Source organism: Sphaerisporangium aureirubrum (assembly GCF_042658925.1).
Lineage (GTDB): Bacteria > Actinomycetota > Actinomycetes > Streptosporangiales > Streptosporangiaceae > Sphaerisporangium > Sphaerisporangium aureirubrum.
The window spans coordinates 66,910-81,839 of the sequence record NZ_JBHSRF010000021.1 but is presented as its reverse complement, the minus strand read 5'-3'; the positions used below and the strand labels follow the sequence as shown (position 1 = coordinate 81,839).

The following is a 14,930-nucleotide window of genomic DNA, read 5'->3' as shown; positions in this document are numbered from 1 at the left end:
ACATATGCCGGCGATCGAATGTCAGACCCTGCTCACGCACTCCGACTTCATCATGCGCAACCACCGCGTGCACGGAGTGTCCGTCCTGCCCGGTGTGGTGTTCTTCGACATCGTCTACCGCACGCTGGCCGCGGCCGGATGGGAGCACCGCCGGGCCGTGCTCCGCGACGTCCTCTTCACCGAGGCCGTCGCGACCAGGGAGGACGCCGACCGCGAGCTCCGCATCACCGTGGACGAGCCACGCGACGGAGAGCACGAGTTCCAGGCCGAGAGCCGCTGGGTCAAGGACGGCACCCCGTTGTCGCAGTGGCGGCGAAACCTCGCCGGCAAACTCGTCCTCACCGACGAGGAACCCCCCGGCCCGATCGACCTCCCCGCCCTGAAGGCCGCCGCGGAGCGTGTCGGCGACATGGAGGACCTGTACGCGAGGGCCCGCGCCGAGGACATCAGGCACGGCGACGCGATGAAGTGCTCGGGCCCGCTCCACCAGGGCCCCGGCCACCTGCTCGCCGAGCTGCGGCTCACCGCCCCCGAGGCCGGCCACGAGCGGTTCCACCTGCACCCGGCGGCCATGGACGCCTCCACCATCGCGGGCCTCGGCCAGACGCGCGCGTCGGGCGAGGAGCCGTTCATCCCCGTCTACGTCCGCGAGTTCCGCGCCCCCGAGCGGCTCGGCGAAGCCTTCTACGTCTACGCGCCCCGGCCCGAGACGCTCGCCCCCTCGGGTGACGTCATCACCAACGACTACGGCCTGTACGACACGGAGGGCCGCTTCGTCGCGGGCTTCACCGGCCTGTCCTGCAAGCGGATCAGGTTCCCGGGGCTGATGGAGAAGCTGCTCGACGTCGAGCCCAAGGAATCGGCCACGGCCGACGGGACGGCCCCGAAGGGGCTCGTGACGCACCTGCGCGCCATGGTCGCGGAACGGCTCGGACGCGAGCCGCGCGAGGTGCCCACCGACGTGGGCTTCTACGACATCGGCCTGGATTCGGTGACGCTCGTCCGCCTCGGCGAGGAACTGGAACGGCTCGTCGGGCAGGGGCTCTACCCGACCCTGCTGTTCGAGTACAGCGACATCGACAGCCTGGCCGCGCATCTGGCGGAGACGTACGAGGACCTGGCCGAGGGCTTCGACGGTGCCCCGGCCGAGGCACAGGAGGAACCCGCCGCCCCGCGCCTCCCCGGCCGGGTCGCGACTTCGCTGTATCGGGAGGTCTGGGTACCGCAGGAGCCCGAGGACGGCGCCGCGGACCCGGGCGCGCCCGTGGTGATCGCCTCCGGCGGGGACGCCTTCGGCGGCGCGCTGTGGGAGCTCGGCGGTACGTTGGTCCAGGTCGAGCACGCCTCTGAGTTCGAGAAGACGGGCGAGCGGGCCTACCGCCTCGACGCCCGCAGCCGCCGGCAGACCGGCCGGCTGGTCGCCGACCTGTCCGGGACCGCACTGCCGCGCCACTTCGTGCTCGTCGCCACCCCCGGCGACGACGGCACGGACACCTGCCTGAAGGTGTGGTCGCTCGCCTGCGCGATCATCGCCGGGAAGCCCCAGGAGCCCGTGACCCTGACGTTCCTCCACGGCGGGCAGGACCCCGCCGCGGACGCGGTCGGCGCGCTCGCCCGGACGATCTCCGCGGAGACCCCCGTCCTGCGCTGCCGCAGCGTGCGGCTCGACTCCGAGGCGTCCGCCGAGGACCTGGCGCGGGCCGTGCGCGACCCCTCCCCCGAGCACGAGCTCCGCTACCGGGACGGCACCCGCACGGTGCGCCGCTGGGCCGGGCACAAGCCGGGCCTCGGCACCGTCGCGTTCAGGAAGGACGGCGTCTACGTGATCGCCGGCGGCGCGGGCGGCATCGGCAGGCTCGTCGCCGAGCACCTGGAGAGCGAGCACCATGCCCGCCCGGTCGTGCTCAGCCGCACGGCCGGCGTGCGGGCCGACCTCGCGAGCCGGGACGACGTCGAGCGCGCGCTGGCCGCCGTACGGGAGCGTCACGGCCGGATCGACGGCGTCATCCACTGCGCGGGCGTGCAGCACGACGGCGTCTACTTCCGGCTGGACGAGGCCGGGATCGAGGCCGTGCTGGCGCCGAAGACGCTCGGCGTCGCCAACCTCGACGCCGCCACCGCCAATGACGACCTGGACTTCTTCCTGGTCTTCTCCTCGCTCGCCGCCTCCCTGCCCAACCCTGGCCAGGCCGCGTACGCCTACGCCAACGCCTACCTGGAGGGCTTCGCGCGGTGGCGCGAGGAGCGGCGCGACCGGAACGGCAGGACGCTGGCCATCGCCTGGCCGTACTGGGCGGACGGCGGAATGCGTATCGGCGCCGACGCCCTGGAGCGGTCACGCCAGGCCACGGGCCTGGTGCCGCTCCCCACCGCCGACGCGCTCACCGTGCTGAACCGTGCCCTGTCCGCCCCGGGCGCCGGGTTCGTCGTACTGCACGGCGACGAGGACCGCGTCCCCGACCTGCTGCCCGCCGCCGATCCCGGCCAGACCCTAACCACGACCCCGGATCCCGCCCCGCCCCGCGCCACGGCTTCCGATCTCCCCGCGGAAGGCGCCGAGGGCGACGGGCACGCGGACGACGACGCGATCGCCGTCATCGGGCTCGCCGGGCGGTACCCGCAGGCACCCGACCTGGACACCTTCTGGCGGAACCTCGCCGACGGCCGCGACTCCGTCACCGAGGTCCCCGCGAGCCGCTGGGACCACGACGCCTACTACGACCCCGACGAGGGCCGCGAAGGCCGGACGTACGGCCGATGGGGCGGCTTCCTCGACGGCGTCGACCGCTTCGACCGGGCGTTCTTCGGCATCTCCCGGCGCGACGCCGAGCGGATGGACCCCCAGGAGCGGCTGTTCCTCCAGACCTGCTGGCACGCGCTGGAGGATGCCGGCTACCCGCCGGGCGCCCTGAACGGCGAGAGCGTCGGCGTGTTCGCCGGCGTCATGTGGAACCACTACCAGCTGGTCGAGGGCGGCGAAGGGGACGTCGCGCCGCTGGCCATGCACGCCTCCATCGCCAACCGCGTCTCCTACACCTTCGACCTCGTCGGCCCGAGCATGGCCCTGGACACCTCCTGCTCCTCCTCGCTCACCGCCGCGCACATGGCAGTGGAGAGCCTGCGGCGCGGCGAGTGCACGCTCGCTCTGGCCGGTGGGGTCAACGTCAGCGTGCACCCGCAGAAGTACCTGCAGCTCGCCCAGGGACGGTTCCTGTCCCCGGACGGCCGGTGCCGCGCGTTCGGCAAGGACGCCGGCGGCTACGTGCCCGGTGAGGGCGTCGGCGCCGTCCTGCTCAAGCCGCTGGCCGCGGCCCGCCGGGACGGGGACCACATCTACGGCGTGATCCGCGCCTCCGCCGTGAACCACACCGGCAGGACCAGCGGCGCCACCGTGCCCAGCCCCACGTCCCAGGCCGCGCTCATCGGCATGGCCGTGCGGCGGTCCGGCTGGGACCCGGCGACCATCGGGTACATCGAGGCCCACGGCACCGGCACCTCGCTCGGTGACCCCATCGAGGTGGAGGGCCTGCGCAAGGCCTTCGCCGGCGCCGGGTCCGCCTGCGCCCTCGGCTCGGTCAAGTCCAACATCGGCCACCTGGAGGGTGCGGCGGGCATCGCCGGGCTGACCAAGGTGCTGCTCCAGATGAAGCACGGACGGCTCGTGCCGTCCCTGCACACCGAGGAGCTGAACCCGCGGATCGACTTCTCGCGGACGCCGTTCCACGTCCAGCGCGAGCTCACCGCCTGGCCGCGTCCTGACGGGGCGCCGCGGCGCGCCGGGGTCAGCGCCTTCGGCGCCGGCGGTGCGAACGCGCATCTCCTGCTGGAGGAGCACGACCAGGTCCCTGCGGGCGTTCGGCCGAGCGGGCCGTGCCTGTTCGTGCTGTCCGCGCGTAGTGAGGAGGCGCTGAGGGAGTACGCGCGGGCGTACGTCGCGTTCCTGGACTCCGGCGGGCATGAGGTGGCGGGGTCCACCGACGCCGTCGAGCGGGTCGCGGCACTGCTGGGCATCCCCGAGGACCAGATCGACACGGGGGAGACCCTCGGTGACCTCGGTCTGGACGCCGCCGGCCTGCTCCGCCTGACCGGCCGCCCCGGGCTCACGCTGGACAGCACCGTGGACGACCTGGCCGCCCTGGAATCCGATGAGGATTCCGGGACGTCCCCCGGCATCCCTCTCGCCGACCTCGCCTACACGTCGCAGGTCGGCCGGACCGCCCTCCCCGTCCGCCTGGCTCTGGTCGTCGCGGACACGACCACCCTGCGGTCCCGGCTCACGGCGTTCGCCCACGGCGACGACCTGGGTGGGGACGGCTACACCGGCACGGCCGGTGACACCGCGCCCGAGGACGGCCCCGGAGCCGAGGAGTGCGTCCGGCTGTTCCGCGAGGGCCGGCTGGCGGACCTCGCCGCCCACTGGACGTCAGGTGGGCGGATCCCCTGGCAGGAGTGCTACCCGCGCACCACCGGGGACCGCCCCCGCCGGGTGTCCCTGCCCACCTACCCGTTCCAGGAGGAGCGCTGCTGGATCGGCGGCTGGCGCGGCACCGGTCGCGGCGCGGACGCGCCGCTGGTGACCACCGTGCCCAAGGACGCGCGCACGGACGCCGGGCGCGTGGCGAGCGGTCGTTCGGCGACCGGAGATGTGGAGAACGGACACGTGGACAACGGACTTGGCGCCACTGGACATGGGGACGCGGGGCATGTGAACACGGGGCGCACGCAGCCCGAGGCCGTGGGTCCCACCTCTGTTGACCCTACCCCCGTGGACCTTGCCCCCGTGGGTTCCGCCTCCGTGGGTTCCGCCTCCGTGGGTTCCGCCTCCGTGGGTTCCGCCCCCGTGAGCCCCGCCCCCGTGAGCCCCGCTTCTGTGGGTTCCGCCTCCGTTGACTCCGCTCCCGTGGGTAACGGGCGTGTGCGGCCCGAGCCTGTGGGCCCTGCGTCGGCGGACCCTGTCTCCGGGGACATCGCTCCGGAGGACGAGATCGCGTTCGCGCGGCCGCAGGAGCATGAGGATCTGCGGTTCGTCGTCCGGGACGGCGTGGCGCTGGTGACGATGAACTCCGGGCCGAACATGTTCACCGACGCGCTGGTGGACGGTCTGCGGGACGCCTTCGCGCAGGTCGCCGGGCGGGACGACGTGAAGGTGGTCGTCGTCACCGGGGCCGGCAAGGTGTTCAGCATGGGAGGCACTCCCGAGGCGCTGCGCACCCTCTCCGAGGGGCAGGGCCGCTTCACCGACGTGCCGTTCCTCTACGAAGGCATGCTGAAGTGCGACCGTCCCGTGATCGCCGCGATCCAGGGGCACGCGTCGGGCGGCGGGCTGGCGTACGGCCTGCACGCGGACGTCGTGCTGATGGCCCGGGAGGGCGTGTACAGCGCCAACTTCATGAAGTTCGGCTTCACTCCCGGGATGGGCGCGACGTACGTCCTGGAGGAACGGTTCGGACGGTCCCTGGCGCACGAGATGCTGTTCACCGCTCGCTCGGTCAGCGGCGAGGAGCTGGAACGGCGCGGGGCCAACGTCACCATCCTCCCCCAGAACGACGTGCTGAAGGTCGCCCTCCGCCACGCACGTTCCATCGCGGCCCTTCCGCTCCCCGCGCTGCGCGCGTTGAAGACCGAACTCGCCGGCCGGATCCTCGGCCCCCTCACCGACGTCATCGCCCGCGAGGTCGACCTCCACGAACGCGTCCTCGGCCAGGAGTCCGCCTCCCTGGTGGAATCCCACTTCAACAAAATCAACACCTACCGAGCCCAGCCCACCCTTGCTCCCACACCCACACCTTCGTCAACTCCTACTCCGGTCTCCGCCCCGGCTCCGGCTGCGGCCTCGGCTCCGGCTGCGGCCTCGGCTCCGGCTGCGGCTCCGGCTCCGGCTGCAGCCTCGGCTCCGGCTTCAGCTTCCGTTTCAGTTCCGGCTTCGGCCTCGGCTCCGGCTTCGGCTTCGGCCTCGGCTCCGGCTGCGGCCTCGGCTGCGGCCTCGGCCTCGGCTCCTGCCCTCGCATCCCCTCCTGCTCAGCCGTCGCTGGATGCCGCCGAAGTGCGAGAGGTCGTCATGTCGACCCTCACCTCGCACCTTTATCTGGAGCCGGACGAGATCGACGACACCCAGAGCTTCAGCGAGATGGGCCTGGACTCGATCGGTGCCGTGGAGATCGTCCGCGACCTGAACCGCCGCTACGAACTCGACCTGGACTCGGTGGCCGTCTACGACCACCCGACCATCCCCGCCCTCGTCGACTTCGTCCTCACCACAGCCGCCGACCAGGACGTCTCCGTGGGCAGCCCCGAGGCAGTCACCCCTGCCGCCGAGAACGCGACGACGGCCGCCACCCAGGCGCCCTCCCAGCCCGAGCCCTCCGCGATGGCCCGCGGTGGCGTCGCGCACGAGTACGGACCTCGCCCCTCCGGCGCCGGGTCGGCGGGACGCGGGGCGGCGAACTCGGCGCCGTCCTACGGCGAAGAGCCGACCGCTGGAGTTGTGACGGAGGCGGGGGATTCGTACCCGCGTGCGGCGGCGGAGGGCGGGGTCGTGACCGAGTCGGGGCAGATCCGGCTTGGGTCCGTGGGTGGTACCGCGGCAGCCCCGTCCACGGCCGAGAACGTGACAACGGCCGCCGTTCAGCCGCCGTCTCGGCCTGAGCCCTCGGTGGCGTCGGCCGGTTCGGCGCCGTATGGCGGCGCCGACTTCGCCGCCCCGCGTCCCGCCGACCCGGCGCCGGAAGGGCGGGGCCCGTATCCGCGCGTGACGGGGGAGGCCGCCGGCGTTGTGCCCGAGCCGGGGCGCGCGCATTCGCGTGCGGCGGCGGAGCCCGCTGGTGTCGTGACTGAGTCGGGGCTCTCGCACTCGCATGCGTTGACGGAGCCCGCTGGTGTCGTGGCTGAGTCGGGGCAGATCCGCCTCGGCTCCGTAGGAGGCTCCCCGGCAGTCTCCCCTGCGGCTGAGGATGTGACAACGGCCGCCGTTCAGCCGCCGTCTCGGCCTGAGCCCTCGGTGGCGTCGGCCGGTTCGGCGCCGTATGGCGGCGCCGAGTTCGCCGCTCCGCGTCCCGCCGACCCGGCGCCGGAAGGGCGGGGCCCGTATCCGCGCGCGAAGTCGACGGCCGCCGGCGTCGAGGCCGAGGCGGGGCGTTCGTACCCGCGTGCGGCGACGGCCGCCGGCGTCGAGGCCGAGGCGGGAGATTCGTACCCGCGTGCGGTGGCGGCGGGCGGTGTCGTGGCCGAGGCGGGGCGTTTGTATCCCCGTGCGACGTTCTCGGGTGCGTCACCTGCGGCTGCACCCGTTGGGGCGCTTGCCGGTGCGGGGGCTGGTGGCGGGAAGGTGGGGGATTCGGGGGCGGTTGAGGTTGCGGTTATTGGGGTGGCGGGGCGGTTTCCGGATGCGCCTGATCTTGTGAGGTTTTGGGAGAACCTTGCGGAGGGGCGGTGCAGTGTTCGGGAGGTGCCGGGGGAGCGGTTCGACATCTCTGCTGTTTATGACGCGGATCGGAGGGCTTCGGGGAAGACGTACAGCAAGTGGGCGGCGATGTTGGCCGATGTGGACGCGTTCGACGCGGGGTTCTTCAATGTGTCGCCGCTTGAGGCGGAGGCGATGGATCCGCAGCAGCGGTTGTTCCTGCAAGAGGCCTGGCACGCGCTGGAGGATGCGGGGTACGCGGGGCGGAACGGTGTGCGGCGGCCGTGGGGGACCTTCGTCGGGTGTGCGGCGGGGGACTACGCGCGGCTGCTGGCGGCGGCGGGGGAGGGGCACAGCGGGCATGCGTTCCTTGGGAACGTGTCGTCGGTGCTTCCGGCGAGGATCGCCTATCTGCTGAATTTCAGCGGGCCGACGATGGCCGTGGACACGGCGTGTTCGTCGTCGCTGGTCGCGGTGCACCTGGCGTGCGAGAGCATCCGGCGCGGTGAGTGTGAGGCGGCCATCGCGGGTGGGGTGGCCGTGATGACGACGGCGCAGATGCACATCTGGTGCAGCAGCGCGGGCATGCTCTCGCCCAGTGGTACGTGCGCCCCCTTCGACGCGTCCGCGGACGGCATCGTGCTCGGGGAGGGCGTCGGCGCGGTGGTGCTCAAGCGGCTCGACCGGGCGCTGGCGGACGGCGACGACGTGCGTGCCGTCATCCGGGGGAGCGGCACCAACGGGGACGGGGCGTCGAACGGCATCACCGCACCCAGCGCGGCCTCCCAGGCGGAACTGCTGACCGAGGTGCATCGGCGGGCGGGCGTCCGGCCCGAGGACATCGACTACGTGGAGGCGCACGGCACGGGCACGGCCCTCGGGGACCCCATCGAGGCCAAGGCGCTGACGCAGGTCTTCGGTGACGGCGGAGGCGCGGGGCGCGTCCAGGGGCTCGGCTCGCTGAAGGCCAACATCGGGCACACGACGACCGCGGCCGGGATCGGCGGGCTGGTGAAGGTCCTGCTGGCCCTCGGCCACCGGCAGCTGCCGCCGTCCCCCAACTACACGACGGCCAACCCGAAGATCGACTTCGGCGAGATGCCCCTCAAGGTCGTCACCGAGCTGTCCGACTGGCTCCCCGGCCCTTCGGGTCGCCGCACGGCCGCGGTCAGCAGCTTCGGCTTCAGCGGCACCAACTGCCACGTGGTGGTGTCCGAGCCGGAGGACGAGCCTTCGTCCCCCGCCACCGGGCACGACGCGGCCGAGGTCGTGGTGCCGGTGTCGGCACGCGGCGAGCAGGCCCTGACCCGGCGGCTGCGCGAGCTGGCCGACCACCTCGCCGCCCACCCCGAGCTCGACGTCCGGGACGTCGCGTACACGCTCGCCGTGGGCCGCTCCCACCTGCCCACCCGGCTGGCCGTGGTCGCACACGACCTCCCCGGCCTGGTGACCGCCCTCCGCGACGCCGATCCGTCCGGTGCGCGGGAGGACGAGCCGGCCGACTCCCCCGCCGGCGAGACCGCCCGGCGCTACGGAGCCGGAGAGGACGTGGACTGGGAGGCGCTGTATCAGGACCGCCCCGGACGGCGTGTCCCGCTGCCCACCTACCCCTTCTCCCAGGATCGGTACTGGGTCGACACGACGCCGCGGGAGCGGACGGTCTCCGGCGAGCCTGCCGCGACCGGGAAGCGGACCGGATCCGGCGAGCCCGCCGCGACCGGGCAGGGTGCGGGGGACCCGGGTGCGAAGGCGGAAGTGGCGTCGCCCGATCGGATCGATCCGGGTGACTGGATCGTGGCCGATCACCGCATCATGGGGACTCCGGTGCTGCCGGGGGTGGCCTGTCTGGTGATGGCCGCGGAGAGGTCCGGGCTTTCGCTGCCGCTTCGGTTCACGAACGTGCGCTGGGTGCGGCCGTTCGAGGTCGCGGAGCCTCGGGTGGCGAGGTTCTCGTTCACCGAGGAGAGCGGGCGGACGCGGTTCACGCTGGACGACGAGAGCTCCGGCGCCTGTGCCAAGGGAACCGTGGCGCGTGGCTCCGAGGGTGGGGACGTGGAGCCGCTGGATCTGGAGGCCATCGCGGAACGGTGCCCGGGGCAACGGTCCGCCGAGGAGCTTTACGTGGCCTTCGAGGAGGCGGGGCTGCACTACGGGCCGGCCTTCCAGGTGCTGCGGGAGCTTCACGTGGGCCGGGACGAGGCGCTGGCCGTTCTCTCCGAGGTGCCGCGGCGCCGGGGAGCGGACGGGTCGCTTCAGCCCGCGCTCCTCGACGGGGCGTTGCAGGCGATCGCGGCCCTGCGGCCGGAGGACGCCTCGGCGCCTGCCGTCCCCTTCGCGGTGGAGTCCGTGGACGTCATACGGCCGACGGCCGGGCCCGCCCGCGCCCATGTCCGCAGGGACGGCGAGGACAGGTACTCCGTCTGGCTGGCCGATGAGCGGGGACGGGTCTGCGTCCGGTTCACCGGTGTGACGTTGCGTACGCGGCGGGAACCTCAGATGATCTTCGTGCCGGTCTGGCGGGAGGCCGAGCAGCTCACCGAGCCGCCCGCGGGCGGACGGGCCCTCGTGCTGCACACCTCCGCCGACGAGCCGCTCGCGCGGGCCGTGCTCGCGCTGCACGAGGACGGCCGGACGGAACCGCTGACGGAGACCCCGCCGGACCTGTCGGGCACGCCCTTCGACACGATCTATGTGCTGGCGCGGACCGCGGACCCGGAGTCGGCCCCCGAGGACGACCCCAGCACGCTCGCGGTCTTCCGCCTGGTCAAGAGCCTCATCGAGGCCGGCTACGGCGGGCGTCCGCTCACCCTGAAGGTCGTCGTCGCGGGAGCCGTGCCGGTGGACGAGGACGACGCTGTCATCCCGCACGCCGCCGGCCTGATCGGACTCACCCGGACCGCTGGGGCCGAGTACCTGCGCTGGAACGCCGGCTGCGTGGACGTCGGTTCCGCGCCGCCGCAGGCCGAGGAACTGGCTCGCCGCCTGCGGGCCGAAGACTGCGCGGAGCCGCTGGTCGCGCTGCGCGAGCACAGGCTCGTCCGGGTCCTGGAGCCGCATCGCGGGACCGGGACTCCGGGACCGGCGGACGGTGACGCGGCCGGCCGTCCCGGCGCGGGCTCCGGCATGGCGCCGTTCCGGGATGAAGGCGTGTACCTGATCGTCGGCGGCACCGGAGGAATCGGGCAGGTGCTCGGCGGGCACCTCGCGCGGACGGTGCGTGCGCGGCTGGCGCTGGTCGGGCGCGGCCCGGCCACGGAGGCCGTGGCGCGGCAGATCGCCGAGATCGAATCCCTCGGCGGGCAGGCCGTCTACCTGCGGGCGGACGTGTCCGACCCGAGCGCCGTCCGGCAGGCGGTCGCCGCGACGGCCGAGCGGTTCGGGCCGTTGAACGGGGCGTTCCACGCGGCCCTGGTGCTGCGTGACATGACCCTCGCGGACATGGACGAGACCGCCTTCTCCGAGGTGCTCGCCGCCAAGGTCGCCGGCTCCTCGGCGTTCGCCGACGCCCTGCGCGACCAGCCGCTCGACTTCCTCGCCTTCTTCTCCTCCGCCGCCTCGTTCGTGGATGCCGGCGGCCAGGCCAACTACGCCGCCGCCAGCACGTTCGAGGACTCCCACGCCCTGCGGCTGGCCCGCGAGGGCCACCCGGTGAGCGTGGTCAACTGGGGCTTCTGGGGCAGCGTCGGCGCCGTCGCCCGAGGCGGCTACGCCGACCGTTTCACCGCGCTCGGCATCGGCTCGATCGAACCCCAGGAGGGCCTGGAGTCACTGTCCCGGGTGCTCCGGGAGGGCCTGCCGCAGGCGGTCGTCGTCAAGGGCACCCCGTCCGGGCTCGCGCGGATGGGCGTGCGATCCGGCGGCGACCCGCAGGCCGGGCACGCCACAGGCGCCGAGCAGGATGGACGCGCCAAGCAGGATGGACGCGCCGACCAGGGCGGACGCGCCGACCAGGGTGAGCGCGCCGAGCTGGCGCGGGCGCGGGAGGCGTTCGCCGCGCTGGACGAGCTGGCCCAGAGCCTGTCGTTCCAGGCGCTCAGTTCGGCGTTCCCCGCGCCGGGGGAGCGAGTGCCGGTGGCCGATGTGCGTCGTGAGCTGGGGGTTCGCGAGGAGCGGAGCCGCCTCTTCGACGCGGTGCTGCACATGCTCGCCGCTTCGGGACAGGTGCGGCTGGAGGACGGCACGCTCACGGTCCCGCAGGACGGTGAAGCGCCGGTCCGGTCGCCGAAGGACGTGCTCGACCGGTTCCCCGACATGGCGCCGCACGTGCGGTTGCTCACCACCTGTGTGGACGCGCTCGCCGGCGTCCTGTCGGGTGCCCGTGACCCGATGGAGGTGCTGTTCCCGGGTGGCCGGGTGGACATGGTGGAGCAGGTGTACCGGGGCCAGTCGGCCTCCGACTACTTCAACCGGCTGCTGGCCGGTGAGGCGGCCGAGGCGGTGCGGCGGGCGTCCGGGGAGAGCGGGCGCACGGTGCGGCTTCTGGAGGTCGGCGCCGGGACCGGGGCCGCCACGGCGTTCGTGCTGCCGGCCGTCGCGGAGACGGGGGTGCCGGTCGAGTACGTCTACACCGACATCTCGCCCGCGTTCCTGCGGCACGGCGAGGACACGTTCGGGGAGCGGTATCCCTTCGTCTCGTACGCCATGTTCGACGTGGAGCGCGACCCGGCCGAGCAGGGATTCCAGGCCGGAGGCCACGACGTCGTCCTCGCCACGAACGTCCTGCACGCGACCGCCGACATCGAGCGGACCCTGCGCAACGCGGGCGGCCTGCTGCGGCCCGGCGGGGTCCTGCTGGTCAACGAGGTCACCCGGGCGGCGGACTTCCTCACCCTGACCTTCGGCCTGACGTCGGGCTGGTGGAGGTTCGCCGACTCCGAGCGGCGGCTCCCGCACGCCCCGCTGCTCGGCGCCACCCAGTGGCACGACGCGCTGCGGTCCGCCGGGCTCACCCCGGCCCGCACCCGAGGGATCCCCGGCACGCCGGTCGAGGAGCTCGACCAGTGCGTCCTGGTGGGGGCACGGCAGGCCGCGTCCGGCTCACCGGCCAAGCCCACCACGCCGGACAAGCTGGACAAGCCCGTGCGCGCCTACATCAAGCAGGTGTTCGCCGAGGTGCTCAAATATCCGGACGCCGACTTCGGCGAGCGCCTGACCTTCGACAACTTCGGGATCGACTCCCTGGTCACCCAGAACATCATCCAGCGGCTGGAGCAGGACCTCGGCAGCCTGCCCGCCACCCTGCTCTTCGAGAACCTCACGATCGACGAACTGGCCGACCACCTCGTGGAGGAGTACGAGGACCGGCTCCGTCCCCTGCTCCAGCCGAAGGCCCAGCCCGCCGAGCCGGAGGCCCCCGAGCCCGAAATCGCCGCACCCCCGGCGCCGTGGAAGGAACAGGCCGCCGAGCCGTCGCCCGCGCGACAGCCCCACGGAACCAACGACCGCACCGCCGAGAGCACAGCCCTCGACATCGCCGTCGTAGCGGTCACCGGCCGCTACCCGCGCTCGCCCGACCTCGACACCTTCTGGCGCAACCTCGCCCAGGGAACCAACTGCATCACCGAGGTGCCCGAGGACCGGTTCCCCCTGAACGGCCTCTTCGACCCCAAGCGGGGCCGCAAGAACCGCACCTACAGCCGCTGGGGCGGATTCATCGAGGACGTCGACCGGTTCGACCCCGCCTTCTTCGGCATCCTCCCGAGGGACGCCGAGGCCATCGACCCCCAGGAGCGGCTCTTCCTGGAGACCGCCTGGACCCTGCTGGAGGACGCCGGGTACCTGAGCGAGCACACCCGCGAGCCGAGCACCGGGGTGTTCGTCGGCACGATGTACGGCAGCTACGGGCGGATGGCCGCCGCCGAGGGCTGGCCGGAGGGCAGGTTCGCCGGGGCGCACTCGGCGTACTGGTCGATCGCCAACAGGGTGTCGTACGTCCTGGACCTGCGCGGGCCGAGCTTCGCGGTGGACTCGGCGTGCTCGTCCTCGCTGACCGCGATCCAGCTGGCCTGCGAGAGCCTGCGGCGCGGCGAGTGCGCGATGGCGATCGCGGGCGGGGTGAACCTCATCCTGCACCCGGCCCACCACGTCGCGCTCTGCTCGATGAACATGCTGTCCGGCGGCGACGAGTGCAAGGTGTTCGACGAGGCCGCCGACGGGTTCGTGCCGGGTGAGGGCGTCGGCGCCGTCCTGCTCAAGCCGCTGGCCCAGGCCGTGGCGGACGGGGACGACATCCACGCCGTCATCAAGGGCGCCTTCGCCAACGCCGGCGGCAAGACGGCCGGGTACACGGTGCCGAACCCGGGCTCCCAGGCCGAGCTGGTCGCCCAGGCGATCAGGCGGTCGGGTGTCGACCCGGCGACGATCTCGTACGTCGAGGCGCACGGCACCGGCACCGCGCTGGGCGACCCCATCGAGATCGCCAGCCTGACCAAGGCGTTCCGCGGCAAGGCCCCCGAGCGGTGCGCGGTGGGCTCGGTCAAGGCCAACATCGGCCACCTGGAGGGCGCCGCGGGCATCGCCGGGCTGACCAAGGTCCTGCTGCAGATGCGGCACGGGCGGGTGGCGCCGTGCGCGAACCTCGAGACCCGCAACCCCAAGATCGACTTCGCCGGGTCGCCGTTCTACCCGCCGACGGAGCTCGCCGAGTGGCCGCGCCCGGTGGCCGAGGTCGACGGCGTCCGGCGCACCGTCCCGCGCCGGGCGGGCGTGAGCTCCTTCGGGGCGGGCGGCGCCAACGTGCACATCGTTGTGGAGGAGTACATGCCGTCCGACGAGACCGAACCCGGCGCCACCGAAGCCGGGGAGCAGCTCGTGCTGCTGTCGGCCCGCACCGGCGACCAGCTGAGGACCCTGGCCGGACGGGTCGCGGACCTGGCGGCGAAGCAGGACGGCGAGGCGCCGTCGCTGCGCGCCCTGGCGTACACGACCCAGGTGGGCCGCGCCGAGCTGCCCGAACGCCTCGCGGCCCGCGCGTCCGGCCTCGGCGAGCTGGCGAGCCGCCTGCGCGACTTCGCGAACACCGGCAAGGCGGACGGCGTCACGTCGGGCACGGCAGGCACCGGCGACCAGGACCTGTTCGGTGACGGCGACGGCGCGGCGTTCGTCGCCACCCTGGCCGAGCGCCGCCAGACGGCCAAGCTCGGCCGCCTCTGGGTGACCGGCGTCCCCGTCGACTGGCGGCGACTGTGGCCGTCCCCGACGCCTCACCGGGTGACCATGCCCGAGTACCCCTTCGACCGCCGCCGGTACTGGCTGCCCGGAACCTCCGGACCGGCCGCCGAGCCGGCCCCGGCACAGGTCGCCGAGCAGCCCCAGGACCAGGTCTCCGAGCGAACCCCGGAGCGGGTCTCCGAGCGAACCCCGGAGCAGGTGTCCGAGCAGCCCCCGGCACAGGTCTCCGGACCCTCCCGCGACCAGGCCGGAGCACTCGAACCCGCGGCCGTGGACGAGCACGCCGACGCCCGCTGCACGTACCTGCGGCCCGTCTGGGCACCCGCCCCGGCGGCGGAGCCGGGCCCGATGCCCCGCACGG

Annotated in this window: 1 protein-coding gene (running past one end of the window); it reads left to right on the top strand. The window is 73.4% G+C overall.

Annotated elements, in window-relative coordinates:
* Nucleotides 1-4: 4 nt before the first annotated feature.
* On the top strand, nucleotides 5-14,930 hold the 5' portion of the coding sequence (locus ACFP1K_RS16745) for an SDR family NAD(P)-dependent oxidoreductase (protein ID WP_380753685.1). The gene runs 8,306 nt beyond the window's last position; 14,926 of the gene's 23,232 nt are visible here — the first part of the coding sequence; its start codon is at nucleotides 5-7; the stop codon falls past the right edge of the window.